This is a genomic window from Clostridium sp. DL-VIII, assembly GCF_000230835.1.
Taxonomy (GTDB): domain Bacteria; phylum Bacillota; class Clostridia; order Clostridiales; family Clostridiaceae; genus Clostridium.
This window is the reverse complement of the sequence record NZ_CM001240.1, coordinates 3,209,152-3,225,983: the sequence shown is the minus strand read 5'-3', so window position 1 is coordinate 3,225,983 and position 16,832 is coordinate 3,209,152. Positions and strand designations below refer to the sequence as shown.

17 protein-coding genes are annotated in these 16,832 nt (G+C 30.3%); 2 read left to right on the top strand and 15 right to left on the bottom strand.

Annotation, left to right across the window (positions count from 1 at the left end; all coding sequences use genetic code 11):
• Positions 1-23 precede the first annotated feature (23 nt).
• A complete protein-coding gene (locus tag CDLVIII_RS14810) occupies positions 24-941 on the bottom strand; it encodes an RluA family pseudouridine synthase (RefSeq protein ID WP_009170263.1) in 918 nt (305 codons plus the stop codon).
• Positions 942-1,227: 286 nt separating this feature from the next.
• Between CDLVIII_RS14810 and CDLVIII_RS14805 the strand changes: the two genes are divergently transcribed.
• Both CDLVIII_RS14805 and CDLVIII_RS14800 read left to right on the top strand, forming a co-directional pair.
• Positions 1,228-2,001: a motility protein A gene (locus CDLVIII_RS14805; protein WP_009170262.1), complete on the top strand. Its 774-nt coding sequence runs from the start codon at positions 1,228-1,230 to the stop codon at positions 1,999-2,001.
• 14 nt (positions 2,002-2,015) lie between these two features.
• Positions 2,016-2,765 (top strand): flagellar motor protein MotB, encoded by a 750-nt coding sequence (locus tag CDLVIII_RS14800; protein ID WP_009170261.1) that lies wholly within the window; start codon positions 2,016-2,018, stop codon positions 2,763-2,765.
• A 127-nt stretch (positions 2,766-2,892) separates the two neighbouring features.
• On the opposite strand, the gene CDLVIII_RS14795 is transcribed toward CDLVIII_RS14800, so the two are convergent.
• The 14 genes from CDLVIII_RS14795 to CDLVIII_RS14730 form a co-directional block, all read right to left on the bottom strand.
• Positions 2,893-3,531: a DivIVA domain-containing protein gene (locus tag CDLVIII_RS14795; RefSeq protein WP_009170260.1), complete on the bottom strand. Its 639-nt coding sequence runs from the start codon at positions 3,529-3,531 to the stop codon at positions 2,893-2,895.
• Between the two features lie 13 nt (positions 3,532-3,544).
• On the bottom strand, positions 3,545-4,309 hold the full coding sequence (locus tag CDLVIII_RS14790) for a YlmH/Sll1252 family protein (protein ID WP_009170259.1): 765 nt from the start codon (positions 4,307-4,309) through the stop codon (positions 3,545-3,547).
• A 2-nt stretch (positions 4,310-4,311) separates the two neighbouring features.
• Complete coding sequence (locus CDLVIII_RS14785) at positions 4,312-4,566, bottom strand: YggT family protein (protein ID WP_009170258.1); 255 nt, start codon at positions 4,564-4,566, stop codon at positions 4,312-4,314.
• A gap of 12 nt (positions 4,567-4,578) precedes the next feature.
• The gene (gene sepF / locus CDLVIII_RS14780) at positions 4,579-5,031 is read right to left on the bottom strand and encodes a cell division protein SepF (RefSeq protein WP_009170257.1); all 453 of its coding nucleotides are present in this window, start codon (positions 5,029-5,031) and stop codon (positions 4,579-4,581) included.
• Positions 5,024-5,710 (bottom strand): YggS family pyridoxal phosphate-dependent enzyme, encoded by a 687-nt coding sequence (locus CDLVIII_RS14775; protein WP_009170256.1) that lies wholly within the window; start codon positions 5,708-5,710, stop codon positions 5,024-5,026. The genes sepF and CDLVIII_RS14775 overlap by 8 nt, the downstream gene beginning before the upstream one ends.
• An 84-nt stretch (positions 5,711-5,794) precedes the next feature.
• Positions 5,795-6,529: a DUF881 domain-containing protein gene (locus tag CDLVIII_RS14770; RefSeq protein ID WP_009170255.1), complete on the bottom strand. Its 735-nt coding sequence runs from the start codon at positions 6,527-6,529 to the stop codon at positions 5,795-5,797.
• Positions 6,530-6,541: 12 nt separating this feature from the next.
• Complete coding sequence (locus tag CDLVIII_RS14765) at positions 6,542-6,934, bottom strand: small basic family protein (protein ID WP_009170254.1); 393 nt, start codon at positions 6,932-6,934, stop codon at positions 6,542-6,544.
• Between the two features lie 12 nt (positions 6,935-6,946).
• Positions 6,947-7,675, bottom strand: a complete 729-nt coding sequence (locus tag CDLVIII_RS14760; protein ID WP_009170253.1) for a DUF881 domain-containing protein — start codon at positions 7,673-7,675, stop codon at positions 6,947-6,949.
• Between the two features lie 7 nt (positions 7,676-7,682).
• On the bottom strand, positions 7,683-8,480 hold the full coding sequence (locus CDLVIII_RS14755; protein WP_009170252.1) for an FtsQ-type POTRA domain-containing protein: 798 nt from the start codon (positions 8,478-8,480) through the stop codon (positions 7,683-7,685).
• Positions 8,481-8,723: 243 nt separating this feature from the next.
• Entirely contained in the window at positions 8,724-9,848 is a 1,125-nt protein-coding gene (gene spoVE, locus CDLVIII_RS14750; protein WP_009170251.1) for a stage V sporulation protein E, read from the bottom strand.
• 25 nt (positions 9,849-9,873) lie between these two features.
• Positions 9,874-10,857, bottom strand: coding sequence for a phospho-N-acetylmuramoyl-pentapeptide-transferase (gene mraY / locus CDLVIII_RS14745; RefSeq protein ID WP_009170250.1), 984 nt, complete (start codon positions 10,855-10,857; stop codon positions 9,874-9,876).
• A gap of 200 nt (positions 10,858-11,057) precedes the next feature.
• Positions 11,058-12,422, bottom strand: a complete 1,365-nt coding sequence (gene murF / locus CDLVIII_RS14740; protein ID WP_035301805.1) for a UDP-N-acetylmuramoyl-tripeptide--D-alanyl-D-alanine ligase — start codon at positions 12,420-12,422, stop codon at positions 11,058-11,060.
• 190 nt (positions 12,423-12,612) lie between these two features.
• The gene (locus CDLVIII_RS14735; RefSeq protein ID WP_009170248.1) at positions 12,613-14,073 is read right to left on the bottom strand and encodes a UDP-N-acetylmuramoyl-L-alanyl-D-glutamate--2,6-diaminopimelate ligase; all 1,461 of its coding nucleotides are present in this window, start codon (positions 14,071-14,073) and stop codon (positions 12,613-12,615) included.
• Positions 14,074-14,275: 202 nt separating this feature from the next.
• Positions 14,276-16,531: a stage V sporulation protein D gene (locus CDLVIII_RS14730; RefSeq protein ID WP_009170247.1), complete on the bottom strand. Its 2,256-nt coding sequence runs from the start codon at positions 16,529-16,531 to the stop codon at positions 14,276-14,278.
• Positions 16,532-16,832 lie beyond the last annotated feature (301 nt).

The window sequence follows — 16,832 nt, the reverse complement described above, 5'->3', positions numbered from 1 at the left end:
ATAATTTATTAAGTTATCTAATATTACTTTAATTCGTTTCTTAATTTATCTAATATTATTTGAAAGTATTCTGGAAGTTCTGTAGTAAATTCTATATATTCATTTTTACTCGGATGTATAAAACCTAAGGTTTTAGCATGAAGCATTTGACCTTTTAATTTAAATCTCTGTTTCTTAAAACCATATAAAGGATCTCCAACTAGAGGATACCCAATTGATGCCATATGTACTCTTATTTGATGAGTCCTTCCAGTCTCGAGCACACATTTTATTAAGGTATAACCATTATACCTTTCAATAACCTGGTAATGAGTTACAGCCCTTTTTCCACCTTCAACTATTCCTATCTTTAACCTATCCTTCTTACTTCTAGCTAAAGGCTTATCAATAGTCCCTTTATCATTTTTTATTCTGCCTTCAACTAACGCATAATATTCCCTTTTCATAGAATGATCCTTCAATTGCTCTGAAAGCTTATTATGAGATTCATCATTTTTAGCAACTACCAAAACGCCTGAAGTGTCTTTATCTATTCTATGAACTATTCCTGGTCTTACTACTCCATTAATACTCGATAAATCCGTACAATGAAATAGTAAAGCGTTTACTAATGTTCCATTATAATTACCTGGTGCAGGATGAACTACCATTCCTTGTTCTTTATTTACAACTATAATGTCTTTATCTTCATATAATATCCCTATTGGTATATCCTCTGGATCTACATTTAATATCTCTGGTTCATCAATTATTACCTCAATTTCATCAGAAGATTTTATCTTATAATTGCTCTTAGGAATTTTATTATTAACCTTAATATTTTCTTTTTCTATAAGTCCTTGAATAAAAGATCTTGATTTATCATTAAAAACTTCCGATAAATACTTATCAATTCTTATTCCTTGATCTTTTTCATCAACAACAAATATATTTTTTTCCATATAATAATACCTTTCTATCATGCAGATTCTTTCAACATTATAATATATTAAATAATACTTTACAAATAATATTATAGAAAATATTTTGTAAAATTTTACATTATATTAGTCTAATTTTGATAATTTTAAGAGTTTTACATTTATTTTATAATATGTTATCATTATTTAGTATTAGTATATGCTTATGCATTGTGTATTAATATTCTTATTATTCCTATTTTAGGTCATAATATGAATAATTAATCATAAAATTCAAATTTCACGTATAAATAAGGGGGAAAAATTTATGGACATTATGACAATTTTGGGTGTGATATTTGCGTTTGGCTGTATAATATTAGGGTATGTATTATCACACGGGTCAATACTCGCACTACTTAGGGGCGCTTCTGCATTAATTGTAATAGGGGGTACATTAGGAGCTACTACTGTTTCTTTTCCAGCAAAAACAGTAAAAAAACTGCCTAAAGTAATAGTTTTAGCTTTTAAGCAAAGAAATATTGACTTACAGCAACACATAGCATATTTCAAGGAAGTTTCAATTAAGACAAGAAAAGACGGCCTTTTAAGCCTAGAATCTGAATTAACAAGTGGTTTAGACCCATTTATTAAAAAAGGTCTTCAAATGGTAGTAGACGGTATTGATCCAGCTTCTGTTAAAAGCATTTTAAATACCAAACTCGAAAACCTTTCCTCAAGACACGAAGATTGCATTGAGATGTTAACTGCTGCTGGTGGATATGCTCCTACTATGGGTATCGTAGGAACAGTAACAAGTTTGGTTATAGTACTTGCTAATCTTAGTGATGCTGCTAAAATGGGTGGAGAAATTGCTTCAGCATTCGTTGCAACATTATATGGTCTTGGTACTGCAAATTTATTTTGGCTGCCTCTTGCTAGTAAGCTCAGAGAAATGAATAAAGAAGAAATCATAGAAAAAGAAATGATTATCGAGGCAGTTCTTCTTGTACAAGAAGGTGTTAACCCTAATACTTTAGTAAGTAAACTTTGTAGTTATTTAACTGAAGAACAAGCTAAGTCATTTGATAATCAAATATAGAAGGGGTATTAGCTATGAGGAAAAGTTCAAGAAAAGAAAAAGATAATACTGAGAGATGGATGCTTTCTTATTTAGACTTTATAACCTTACTCATGATTTTCTTTTTAATGATGTATGCTATTTCTAATGTTGATAGCAAAAAAGCTCAGGAACTTGCAAGATCGCTAAAGATTGCTTTTAATCAAGGCAGTGGGCAAAATGTCATTGCTATATCTGATAGTACTAATTCACCTCCTGATGTAGTCGACGATACAGATAATCCTGATGATTCATCTGCTGAAACAGAAAAACTTTCTGATATAAAAGCAAAAGTTGATGCACTTGTTAATAACTCCGAATTAAAAGGAAGTGTCACTACTTCAATTCAAGAAAGAGGCCTGATAATAAGTTTTAACGATAATGTATTTTTTAATAGTGGTGAAGCAGAAATAAAGCCAGATTGGCAAAGTAAGTTAATATCTATATCAAAAGTTTTAAACGGAATCGATAATTACATACATGTTGAGGGGCATACTGACAATGTGGCCATCAACACAAACTACTTTCATTCAAACTGGCAGCTTTCAGCCGTCAGAGCGGCAAACGTGGTTGAATTTCTAATCACAAAAGGAAATGTTAAACCCGAGAGATTATCTTCTTTAGGATATGGTGAATACAGACCTGTTCAAAGCAACGATACCGAAGAAGGAAGAGCTGCCAATAGAAGAGTTGATATAGTAATTTTAAATAGCAAATTTAATGATTCAGAAACTAAAGAAAATTAATATATATACTAATTAGAAATTTTAATTAATAACTATATACATAAAAAATCACATTTCATATGTGATTTTTTTATTATCAAAATGCAAAATCAGCATAAAATATTTTTATGCTGATTATTTATTACTCTTATTCACTTTGAACAAAAAAACTCTTTATTTCATTTAATTCATCATTTAATGAAGTATTTTTATGATTCGAAATAGCCTCTTCTTCAGGTTTACTTATTATCTCATCAGAAACTATTTCTTTTGCTTTTAATTCTTCATGCACTGCTTCATTATCATCCACCGGATCAGATATATTATAATTTTTAATAAATTCTTTTTCTAAGTCATCAAAGGTTTCGAGCTGTGTATTCATGAAGTTTCTATATTTTGCTCTAAATTTAATAAATTCCTGCTTAACTTTTTCGTATTCATCATTAATTTGTATAACATCATTATGGGCTTTATCCATAATTTTTTGTGCTGCTTCATTTGCATTCTTAAGTAGCAGCTCAGCCTCTTTTTGTGCCGAATTTTTAGCTTGCTCTGCTGCATTTTGGGCTAATAGCAATGTATTTTGAATAGTAGTTTCAATCTTAGAATAATGTTCTAACTTTTCATTTTGATTTGTGAGTTTTTCTTTTAATGTAGCATTTTCTTTATAAAGTTCTTCGTAATTTTCAACTACTTCATCTAAAAACTCATCAACTTCATCAGGATTGTATCCTCTTAACCCCTTTTTAAATTCTTTATTGTTTATATCCATTGGTGTTAACTTCATACTTTCACCTCAATTATGTATATTTTTTTATAATAATCTTAATTCTTCCACTCTTACTGTTTCCAATAGAATTACCTAATATAAATTTACCAAAACCTCTAATTGTAATTCTTTCTTCACCTTTTAGTTCATAACTTTTATCTTTTATCTTAATGTAATCTATAAGCACCTGACCTTGTTCAATCATTGCTTGCGCTTTAGCTCTGGATAACCTTGTAATTTTAGAAACCACACCATCAATTCTCAAAGAAGAAACCAAAATGATCTCTTCTTCAAATGAATGCTTCGGAATTAGTTCTAAACTATCAATTACTTCTGCTTTACAAACAACTTTAGAAATTCTATTTATATTATATAAAATGAACTCTTCTATATCCTCATGCACTGGAATATAACAAGCATCTTTATCTACCAATAAATCACCAATCTTGCTTCTTTCTATCCCAAGAGATAAAATTCCACCCAAAAAATCCCTATGGGTAAGACTTGTAAACTTTGATGTATTCTGAATTTTAATCAGTTTCATAGGGAAAGGACTTTCGTAAGTATTGTTAAATGAAACCATTCTTCTTTCAGCATCTTCAAAAAGTCCATCACTTTCAACTTTAAAATCTCTGGTACTCAAATTGTTTTCAAACCACTTCCATACATTTGGAGTATAAAAGCTTCTTCCAAATACAGTAATATTCTTATTTTGGGATAATAGATATCTTTCATATAAATTTAATGCTTCATCTCTTTCATCATCTGTAAAATATTTGATTATTCTTTCCTTCATAGCTAACGAATAAGACCTCTAAGTAAATTCAAAACTAAAAATGCAAATATAGGTGAAAAATCAACCGGAAGTCCTGGAATAAATCTATCTTGTAGTTTTCTAAAAGGATCCAAAATAGGATATATAAAGTTATGTATTAAATTTACAAACCTATTTCCTTGAATTTGTGGAATCCATGAAGCTATACATTCTATGAATATAGCAAGTTCCAATAAGTTAAATAACAAATTAAGAACCATATAAACACTATATGTCATATTTTATTCCTCCTACTTAGACCAATTAAATATTGCTTTTGAACTAAGTTCATTCTTTAATTCATTTGTTACCTCAACGTTTGAAGGCGAAAGAATATATACACCCTTCTCAATCTGTTGCAGTTCTCCTCCTAAAGCATAGCAAGAGCCACTAATAAAGTCTAATAATCTTTGTGCTATTTTTAATTCTAACATTGTTGTGTTTACTAAAACTATTCTTCTGTTTTTAAGTGCTTCGCAAATCTCTGTTGCTTCTTCATAATCAACTGGTTTAGTTATTGTTACCTTTGTAGTTGAAGATGTATGAATATTTACAACCTTGCTATTCTTCTTATTTGTAATAACTGGCTCCATTTCTTCTTCATCTTTCATCTCATTTTCATATTCTTCATCTTCGTAATCATCATAATCCTCATAATCCTCAAATCCTAATAAAGATTTAACCTTTGACAAAACGTTACTCATTTTTTCCGCCTCCTAAATTATAATTTCTTTCCCCAAATATTCCTGTTCCTATTCTAACTAGATTAGAACCTTCTTCTATTGCTGTCATAAAATCATGAGTCATTCCCATGGATAATATGCTCATCCTGATATTTTTATATTCTCCTTCTTTTTCCTTAAGCTCATCAAATATTTTTTTTGTTCTCTTAAAATATTTTCTGTTGCTTTCCTCATCTCCTACTGGAATAATGACCATTAAACCTTTTACAGATACATATTTGCACTGTTCAATTGCTCTTATAAATTCATATAAGTCCTCTTCTAATATTCCGCTTTTACTATCTTCCCTTCCAATGTTAATCTGAATGAGAGTATTTACAGATTTATTTGCTTTTCCAAAAACTTTTTCTATTTCGTTAAGCAGAGCAATGCTATCTAAAGAATGTATTAAATAAACTTTATCTACTAAATACTTAACCTTATTACTTTGAAGATGACCTATCATATGCCATCTAACATCCTCATGAAAGCTTTCTGCTTTTTTTATCATTTCTTGGACCTTATTTTCTCCAAAATCCCTCATTCCAGCCATATATGCTTCTTCTAAATCTTCTAGCGGCTTTGTCTTAGAAACTGCTAAAAGCTTCACCTCTTTTGGAATCCTAGATTGTAATTTTTCTATATTTTGTTTAATTCCCATAATCAACACCTAAAAAACTATTCCTTTCCTCATAAGTTATATTCTATACAAAATTAAAATTTCCTTCAAAAATATTAATTTATTTTATTTCTTTTCATCATTTCTAGCCATATACTTAACATTTGAATTTGCTGTTGTTGGTGGCATTATTATTTTATCAGATTCCTCAATATTAACATAAAGCTTTCTAAATATAAGCTGCTTTACGTGACTTCCATCTTCTAAAAGTGCTGCCTTTAGCTTTTCTGGATCTCCTATGGCATAAATATTAAAAGGAGCATATTCCATACTTCCATCCTCAAAGCCTATGAAGGCCCAATTACATATTACTCCAGACCACGGTACAATTCTATGATTATTAACGCTAATAGCCTCTGCCCCGGCAGCACGTAATTCATTCAAAACCAATGCCATATCATAATCATGGAGGAGTTTGTCATGGATTTCATCTGAATTATCTTCAATTACATTTGTATTTCCATCATTTATAGTTAATATAATTCCAGAACCTTCTGCTTTAGTTAATCCCATAAGGGTTTCATAATCACCTATCTGAGCCTTCATATCTTCTAAAATTTTATCATTTTTAGTATCATTTTCTTCATAATTCCTTATTTTATTCATCTTTTCACTATTATCTTCTTTAAGGTCTCCTACCTCTCTATATAAAGCTGCTCTTTCCTCTACAGCATTTAGATATTCTGTGGAATTTAACTGATTATATGTTTGACCCCTTTGAAAATTAAAGTTCATCGATATTAATGCCCCTAATATTATGGTTGCAATGAAAACAAAGAAAAACCCCTTATTATTTTTCATCACATCACCTCTTTATTTAATATCATTTTCTTCTTTATTATCAGTAACACTTTTAGTCCTATTCTTTCTTCTATTCTTAAATTCTTCTAATAATAATCTTCTTATAATTGCGAAATTATCAAATATTCTTCCTCCAAACACAATTACTGCTGCCATATATATTGGTATTCCTAGTTTGTCTCCTAAATAAGCAAGAGCTGCTGCAAGCAGTGCATTACCAAAAAATCCCGATATAAAAATATCTGGTTGAAAATTTTTAGAAAGATTTCCCCTAATTGCTCCAAATACTGAATCTAAGCATGCAAGTATAGCTACAGACATATATGGTGATAATTTATCTGATATATTAACATCTAATACAAATCCTAATATTATTCCAATTAATAGTCCTATTACTGCAATCAAATTAATTCTCCCCTATTCTTTAACTGACTTCATAAAGTCATTTTTCAATGATTGTGTTGTCTTTCCTATAAATATGTCATCTTCTGATTTTACATCATTATTGTAATTAAGAAGAGCTAGATAATCTAAAGAACCTGGAAAAGATATTCCTACATTGAGTCTTCCTTTATCTCCAATTGCTTTGATTACAATCTTATCTCTTGGATACACTCTTCCAGTCGAACCTATTGCAATACTATTTCCTGCTGTTTTGATCCCTGTCTGGGGAGTTATCCTAATATCATTTATAGATATTGCCTCTGCACCAGAATACCAAAGTAAATTCACTATGTGAACAAGCTCATCTTCACCCAAATCTCGGTTTCCATCACTAGAAGTGCCTCCAAACATTGACGTTTTAGGTGTTATAGTAAGTACTACACCTGGCCCTTTTACATCAACAACCCCTAAGTGCATTCTGGCATTATCTAGTTGGTTTTTTATATCCGAACCAACATTACCGTCTTTAGATGCTGTTTCTTCCATCTCCTTAAGTTGTTCAGATAATTTAGAATTTGTAGTCTGTAATTCTTCTTTCTCTTTCTTTAATGCTTCAATTTCTGAAATTATATCATTTTTATCATAATTATTAATATTAGATTCAATATTCTTGTTAGATAAGACTTTAAATTGATATGCTAATAAAAAACCTAATAGTGCACAAACAATTGCTACAAATAATTGAGATCTAGATATTTTCATCCCTAACCTACCTTTCTTCCTTATAATATACAGGTGCTCCATTAAAGCCTACATCTACATATCCTTTTACAATTCCAATATTAGGATTTTCAATTATATGTAATAGCTTATTCATTTTATCAGGTATGTTTTCATCATCGCCTAGTCTACCTTCAACTTTTCCTATATATACTTTTATATTCATAAAATCACTTACATCAATGGAATCTATATTGAAATTAGTAGGATTGCTTTTTATTATTTGATAAAAAATATTCAAAAGCTGCAATGTTCGATCATCATCTGAAACTTTGCTTCCTAAATCAACATTTTTCAACTCAATTCCTTTTAAATTTACTAAACTCCGATTTTCAACATCATCTGTTTTTTCTAACAATCTCGCATCACTATCTAATACATAATTTTGTCCATCTTGTTCAATATAAAAAGCTCCTTGTTTTTCTGTCACCTTAATATTAACTTGTTTAGGATATGCCTTGCTTATTTCAACACTTTCTACATATGGATTTTTCTCTGCCTGCTCTATAATGCTTTTATTGCTTATAAACAGAATATTTTGGCCTATCAAATTCTCTGTATTTTTTTTAACATCTTCTCCGCTCATTACTGGATTTCCTAAAATAGCTACTTTTTTAATTATAAAAAAATTTGATTTAACTGAAAAAATTGTTATCCCGACAGCAAAAATTATACCAATTAATATAATTTTTCTAATTAATCTTCTCTTTTTTAATCTTAAGATTAATTTATTATTACTCTTTATTCGTTTGGTATTTGTTAACTTATTATGATTTAATTTTGCCATATACATCCCTATTCTTAACATATTACATACACTGTAATATGTTTTACTATAATAATATTTTATACAAATTTCATATATAATAATAACACTTTAACAAAATATTTTCATCAAATTTTCAAATAGATTTCTATATTTTCTAAAAAAATACAAGACAAAGAATTATTTCTTAGTTCTTTGCCCTGTATAATGAATAAATATTCAACATATAAATTAAATCCATAACTTAATACTAATATTTTTTTATTATTCTCTTCCTTCACGCTGCCTTGATATATTTAGAAGCACACCTATTGCCGTCATATTTATTACTAAGGCTGATCCCCCATAACTAATAAATGGCAGTGGAACTCCTGTAACTGGCATTGAACCTGTTACAACTGCTATGTTTATAAGCGACTGAACAGCTATAACAGATGTTATCCCTATTGCAAGAAGTGTACCATAAGTATCTTTCGCTTTCATTGCTACACTAATCCCTCTCCAAATTAATATTATAAAGAGAGCTATTATACACAAACACCCTATAAGACCTAATTCTTCACCTATTATTGAGAAGATAAAATCATTATGTGGTTCTGGCATATATAAGGTTTTTTGCCTTGATTGGCCAAGACCAAGGCCAGTAATCCCACCTGCACCTAACGCATAAAAAGATTGTATTAATTGATAACCGTCTCCTGTTGGATCCTGCCATGGATTTATGAAATTTAACATTCTTGCTCTTCTGTAATCTGATGAAAAAGTAAAGAAAAGTGCAGCAGCCACTAAGACTGGAGCTACAATTCCAAATAAATGCTTAAGCTTTCCTCCTGCTGCGAAAAGAACAATAAAAGTAACTATCATTATAACCGATGCAATACTTAAGTTTTTTTCTGCAAGTACAATTGCTGCATAAAAGCCTGCAACTGCTAAGTAAGGAACTATTCCTGTCGATAATGTTTTAACTCCTTCTCCTTTTAGCTCTAAACTCATAGCTAAAAATAATACTACAACATATTTTGCAACTTCAGATGGCTGTAAGCTTCCAAATGGTCCAAGCGGAATCCATCTTTGAGCTCCATTAACACCAGTAAAGAGAAACACGGCTAAAAGCAATGGTATAGTTAGTATCATTGCCATTATTGTAAATCTCTTTATCTTATGGTAATCAAAACTCATCGTAAATAACATAGCGATAACACCGATTATTGCTGATATCAATTGTTTTTTCAGAAAATACATGCTGTCATGAACTACAAACATCGCATAATACGAGCTTGCAGAATAAACCATAATTACCCCGATAGAAAGCAGTAAAAGGACAGAGTAAAATACCCCATAATCTATTTCACCCATTTTATTTTTTCTTTTGGACCTAATACCTTTCATACATAAATCCTCCAAATCTAATTAACTAAAGTGCCATAAAACCTATCACACATAAAACTGCTGTAATAATAGAGAATACTGTAACTATCTTTATCTCACTCCATCCAAGCTGTTCAAAGTGATGGTGTATAGGAGACATTTTAAACACTCTTTTGCCAGTCAACTTAAATGAAGTAACTTGGATTATAACAGATAAAGTTTCAATAACATATATTCCACCTACTATAACTACAAATATCTCCATTTTTAACATTAAAGCTATTGTGCCTATAACTCCACCAAGAGCTAGAGAACCAGTATCCCCCATGAATATTTTCGCTGGGAAAGCGTTGAACCTTAAAAATCCGAGTAATGCGCCAATTAATGCTACCGAAAAAATTGTGATTTCAGTATTTTTTGTTCTAAAACTTACTATTGCAAAAAAGGTTAATACTATTATAGTAACAGAAGTTGCAAGACCATCTATTCCATCTGTTAAATTTACTGCATTTGTTACAGCTGCATAATAAAATACTATAAACGGTATATATAAAATGCCTAAATTTAAAATTCTTGCTTCTCCATTTACAAATGGTATTAAAATATCACTTCCTATTGTTATATATCCATACCATGCTAATGCTAATGAAAATACAACTAATAATATCATCTTTTGTGCTGCTCTTAATCCCAAATTATCTTTATGTATTATCTTTAATATATCATCTAAGAATCCTATAAAGCCAAATGCAAGAAATGAATATAGCATAATCATTTCCTTATTCATAAGCTTTTGTCCCAAAATTAATATTGCAGCAGCTGTTGCAATAAAGAATATAAGCCCACCCATAGTAGGTGTTCCCGATTTCTTCTGATGGCTTTTAGGTCCTTCTTTTCTAATGTTCTGCCCAAATTTCAGTTTATGCAATATCGGTATGAATATTGGCCCAAGTACTATTGCAAATAAAAATCCTATTATTAACGGTGCCAAAATTTTATAATTACTTAATATGTTTACTACTTCCCCCATCTAGTGTTGCCTAAGACATCTAAGTTAAAGTAATCGCAGTAACTTTGCAATTATTCTAGTTATATTATCTGAGATATAAACTATACTCCGTATGAAGTATTTTTAACACTGCTTACTCTCCCCCATATACTTTTAAATAAACAGCAAACAACAATTATTTCTTTAAGATGTCAAACTTAAGGCAAGTCACCTCCTTCGTTTTATTTTACTTCTTCTATATACTTAATTATTTCTTCAAATTTCTCACTTCTAGAAGCCTTTACTAAAATAGTGCTGTCTGCTTCAATTAAATCAACTAATTTTTCCATTAGCTCTTTTTTAGTTTCAAATATCATTGTTCCTTCTTCAAAGCCCTTTTTAAAACACTCTTTAAATTTTCCTGTAGTCAATAAAATGTCTGCTTTTCCTCTTGCAAATTCTCCAACCTTTATATGTGCTTCCGTAGCATAATCTCCAAGCTCACCCATTGTTCCAAGAACCGCAATTTTTTTATTTCCTGAATAATTCCTGAGAACTTCAAGTGCTGCTTTCATAGAGTCAGGATTTGCATTATATGAATCATTTATTATTGTAAAACTATCCTTTTTTATAAATTCAAGTCTCATGGAAGTTGCATTAAAATTCCTTAGACCTTTTTCCATCTCTTCAAAGGTAAGTCCAAAATCTCTTGCTATTTGAATACCTATAAGAGCATTAAGAACATTATGCTCTCCAATCATATTTAAGGTAAATCTATGACTTTCATTATCTTTTGTTATTACATCAAAAGAGGTATCTTCTGATGTTAACTTGATGTTCTTAGCATAAAGATCATAACTTTCATCATAACCTATTCTTTGGAGATTAAACTTATTTGATTCTTTTACCGTCTTAAGCATATCATTTTCACAATTTAATATTAGAGAATTTTTACTTTCAAAAAAATCACTTATACACATCTTCTCTTTAAGTATATTTTCCCTTGTCTTCAAATATTCTATATGTGCAACTCCAATATTAGTTATTGCAGCAACATCTGGAAGTGCGACACTTGCAAGTCTGTTTATTTCACCAAAATTACTCGTCCCCATTTCAAGCACAGCAATATCTATCTCTTTTGATAATTCAAATATCATAAGAGGTAATCCTATTTCATTATTAAAATTTCCTTGAGTCTTAAATACTTTATATTTCCCGCTTAAAAATGCAGCAATCAAATCTTTTGTTGATGTCTTTCCTGTGGATCCAGTTATTCCAACAACTTTAACTCCAAGTTTTTTTCTATAAAACCTTGCTAAATCACTTAACGCTGCTTTAGTATCTTTAACTTTAATAACAGTTCCAATATTATCGCATTCTTTAAAATCAAATTTTACTTCATCGATTACTACTATTGCTGCACCTTTTTCAAACGCATGTATAGCATAATCATTTCCATTAAAATTTCCACCTTTTAATGCGATGAATAAATTATCTTTTTCTATTTTCCTTGTATCTGTAGAGATCCTGTTAAACAAACCTTCATTATTTTTAATTATAATCTCACCATCTACTGCTTTTATTATCTCTTCTAAATTTAAATCCAAGTTTAACACCCCTTGCTCTCAGTTAAGAGTTAAAAGTTATGAGTTAATAGTTTATATACAAAGTTGTAATTAACAATTAACCAATAAAATTTAACTATGCTATTAATATATAAGATCTAAAAATTCAATTTATATTTACTTATAATTTATAAAAGCTCATTAAATAAAATTAACGATTTATTGTAAATTACTATTTGTTAACTTCATAAAGTATTTCTTTAACAACTTCTCTTTCATCAAAATGTATAGTTTCATTCTTTAAAATTTGATAAGTCTCATGACCTTTTCCGGCAATAACTATTACATCACCCGCTTCTGCAATGGTTATAGCCTTTTTTATTGCTTCTTTTCTATTTTCAATTACTATATAATTATCTTTATCAAGGCCAGTTTCAATATCTTTTATAATATCCATAGGCTCTTCACTTCTAGGGTTATCTGATGTTACTATTGAAATATCTGCAATATCAATTGATATTTTGCCCATTTGAGGTCTTTTAACCTTATCTCTGTCTCCGCCACAGCCAAATACAGAAATTAACTTTCCTTTAGTAAATCCTTTTGCAGTTTTTAATATGTTTTCAAGCCCATCTGGTGTATGTGCGTAATCTATAATAATTTCATAAGGTAAATTATATTCTTTAGCTACTCTTTCACATCTACCTAAGACAACAACATTTTCTATTCCTTTTTTTATTGCTTCTTCATTTATACCTAATTTATAACATGCTGCTATTGATCCTAATGCATTATATATGTTATATTCGCCAGGTATATTTAAGGTAAACTGTTCCTCTTTTTCGAGTTTAAGCTTAAACATAATTTCTCTGCTTCCCATAACTTCATCAAATGCTTTAAAATCCGAATTATCCTTTACCGAGAATGAATAAATCTTATCAGCATTTAGTTTATTCAAATCTTCAATTACTCTTCCTCCGTAATTATCGTCAACATTAACAATTTTTATTCTAGCTCGTTTGAAAAGTTTAAATTTTGCATTATAATAATTTTCAAAAGTCTTATGAAAATCCAAATGATCTCTTGTTAAATTCGTAAAGATTCCTATTTCAAATTTAACTCCATAAACTCTATCTAACTCTAAAGAATGCGAAGACACCTCCATAACACAATACTCTACACCTTTATTTACCATGTCAGAAAATAATTCTTGTAATTCTAAAGATTCTGGAGTTGTTCGTTCAGTATGAATCTTTTCTTTACCTATAAAATTAGCAATAGTTCCAATTAGTCCAACCTTTTTATTAGCTGCTTCTAGAATTTCTTTTATCATAAAGGCTGTAGTAGTTTTTCCATTAGTACCTGTAATACCAATTATCTTCATTTTATCACTAGGATTATCATAATAGTTTGCACCCATAAGCGCCAAAGATTTTCTCGTGTCAGTGCATTTAATAACAATAACATCATTATCCTTTATTTCTATACTATCTTGTATTACTACTACCTTTGCTCCATTTTCAATTGCTTTATCAATATATTTATGTCCATCTGTTGCATATCCTTTTATGCACACAAAAACATCCAGGCTCTTAACTTTTCTACTATCATAATTAATTTTATTGATTTCTACATCAATGTTCCCCTGGACTACTTCATAGTCTATTTCCTTTAAAACATTTTTCAAATTCATATTGAATCTCTCCTAACTAATTTACCTTATATCTACACTGAATTTTATATTTTATAACAATGCAGAATTTTTCTAAGAAACTAATATGCTAAAAAAATATAGCATGCGAGCATTCCCACATGCTAGTATTTTATCATTTGTCTAATCAACTTTAAATTCTCTCTATATAAAGCTGTTTTAGTTTAAAATTTAAAACCACTTTTTAATCCTTATAATCTGAGCTTAAGGTTAATTTAACAGTTGTTCCTTTAGTAATAACTTCGCCTACTGAAATATCTTGTGATGAAACAGCCCCGCTTCCTTTAAAAGAAGCTGTTATTCCAAGATTTTTCAATAAAGTTGTAGCATCGTCTTTTGTATATCCCCTAACATCTGGCATCGCAACATTATTATTATAAGTCGCATCACCACTTGTGTAAAGAGTTATTTTTGAGCCTTCCTTAACTGAAGATCCAGGATATGGAGTCATATTTATTACGTTTTCTCCAGCTCCATCAACATCGCAATCTAGTCCTACATTTTCCAACGCTTTCTTTGCATCTTGAATTTTCATATTCCTAACTTCTGGGATAATAACATCTTTACTGATTTTCTCCTCATCAGTAGAAGCTTTACTGTTTAGATAGTTAAAAATATCTGTAAATAATGGTTTTGCATATGGTACAGCTACCTGTGCAGCATAATACTTATCGCTGCTAGGTTCATCAACTGTTATCATAATAGTAACCTTAGGATCATTAGCTGGAGCCATTCCAACAAACGAAGATATATATTTGCCTTCCCCATACTTACCATCGACAACTTTTTGAGCAGTACCTGTTTTACCACCAATGTGATATCCATCAATAAACGTTGCTGCTGCTGATCCTCCTGTTACAACTCCTTCAAGATAAGTTCTTAGTTCTGCTGTCTTTTCTTTACTTGCAACTGCGGAAGTTTTAGGCTTAAAAGTTTCATCTATAATATTAACATTATTTTCATCGTTATGAGTTACTTCTTTCATTACATGCGGCTGAATAAGCGTTCCTCCATTTGCTATAGCATTGAATGCAGCCATATATTGAACCGAGTTTATGGTGTTAGTTTGTCCAAAGGATATTGTTGCAAGGTCTGCTTCTGAAACTTTATCAATTGGCTTAACAATACCAGGTGCCTCACCAGGCAAGTCAATTCCACTTTGCTTTCCAAACCCAAATTTATTAATGGTATCATATAACTTTTCTTTACCCAGCATTTGTCCTAGTTTCACATATCCTACATTTGATGAATTTTGAAATATTTGAAGTAAATTCTGAGTTCCAAGTCCTTCTTCTGCATCCTTTACAGTAATGCCTCCCACCGATATTGAGCCATTATCTGTAAATTGTGTATCTCTGTTAACCACATTATTTTCTAGACCAGATATAGTAGTGAATACTTTAAATATAGATCCTGGTTCAAAGGTATCGCTCACTAGTCTATTCCTCCACATCTGCTGCACTTTATCGCTACTATTCGAGCCATCAAATTTATTTGAACCACTATATGGATTATTGGGGTCAAAATCCGGTTTATTGACCATAGCTAGAACTTCCCCACTTTTAGGGTCCATAACCAATATTGAAACTGCTTTAGCTTTATTCTCTTCATAAGCCTGCTGTGCTATCTTTTCAGCAAAACTTTGAATAGTTTCATCAATTGTTAAGGTCACATCTTTACCATTTATAGGCGCTGTATACTCAGGAGTTGTATAAGGCAAGTCCCCATTGTTTTTATCAAATTCTGCTATCTTCATTCCAGGAATTCCTGTTAAATACGTGTTATATTGAAGTTCTACTCCATTTAACCCTTTTCCATCAGGATCAGTAGTCCCTAAAACATGTGATAAAAAGTTATTATTAGGGTAATATCTTTCTGCATCCGCTGAAACTACAATCCCATTTATATTAAGTTCTTTAACTTTATCCGCCATATCTTTTTCTATTTTACGCACTACTGTAACAGAACTTGCATTAGCACCACTTGGTAGTTTCTTTTCTAAATCAGCTTTTATTTCAGATACATCCATATTCAAGGTCTTTGCTATTACTGGCGCTATATCATCAGTAGTTAATCCATTACTGCCTGAAGGAATTGGTATTCCTACACTTTTCATATGGTTAAGCTCTGTACTTTGAATAGATTTTAATGACCTTCCTAAATACGCTCGCAGAGAATTCAAATCAAAATCCACTCTGTAGACATTAGCAGATACAGCAAGTTCATTTCCATTTCTATCTAATATTCTTCCTCTTGGAGCAGCTATCTTTACTTCATTTGTCCATTGTTCTTCTGCCATCTTAGAGTAATCTGCACCCTTAACTCCCATAATATACGAAAGTCTAATTATTAATATTGCAAAAACTATTGTTAGTACAAAAGCAATACTCCTCGTTCTCTGACGCGTTTTTACTTTATTACCGTACTTTTTCTTCTTCAATTCCGTTCCTCCATTTATCTTCTTTAGAATTAAACTTATAAAAATCATTCTCACTTTTAAAATTATCGAAAGTTTTATAAAAACATTTAAATCTGTAATGAAATTATTACTAAAAAATATTAGTATGCAAGCATTCTTCTCACATACTATAGATATCAATTCTATAAACTAAATTTATGGCTTGCAACCTATGTTTTTGATAAATTAAAGAGATAACAAAATATAGTTACAAGTGACAAATGGCAAGTGATAAGTTTTGGAGATTCATCCTTAGCTTGTCACTTATCTCTTGTCACTTATA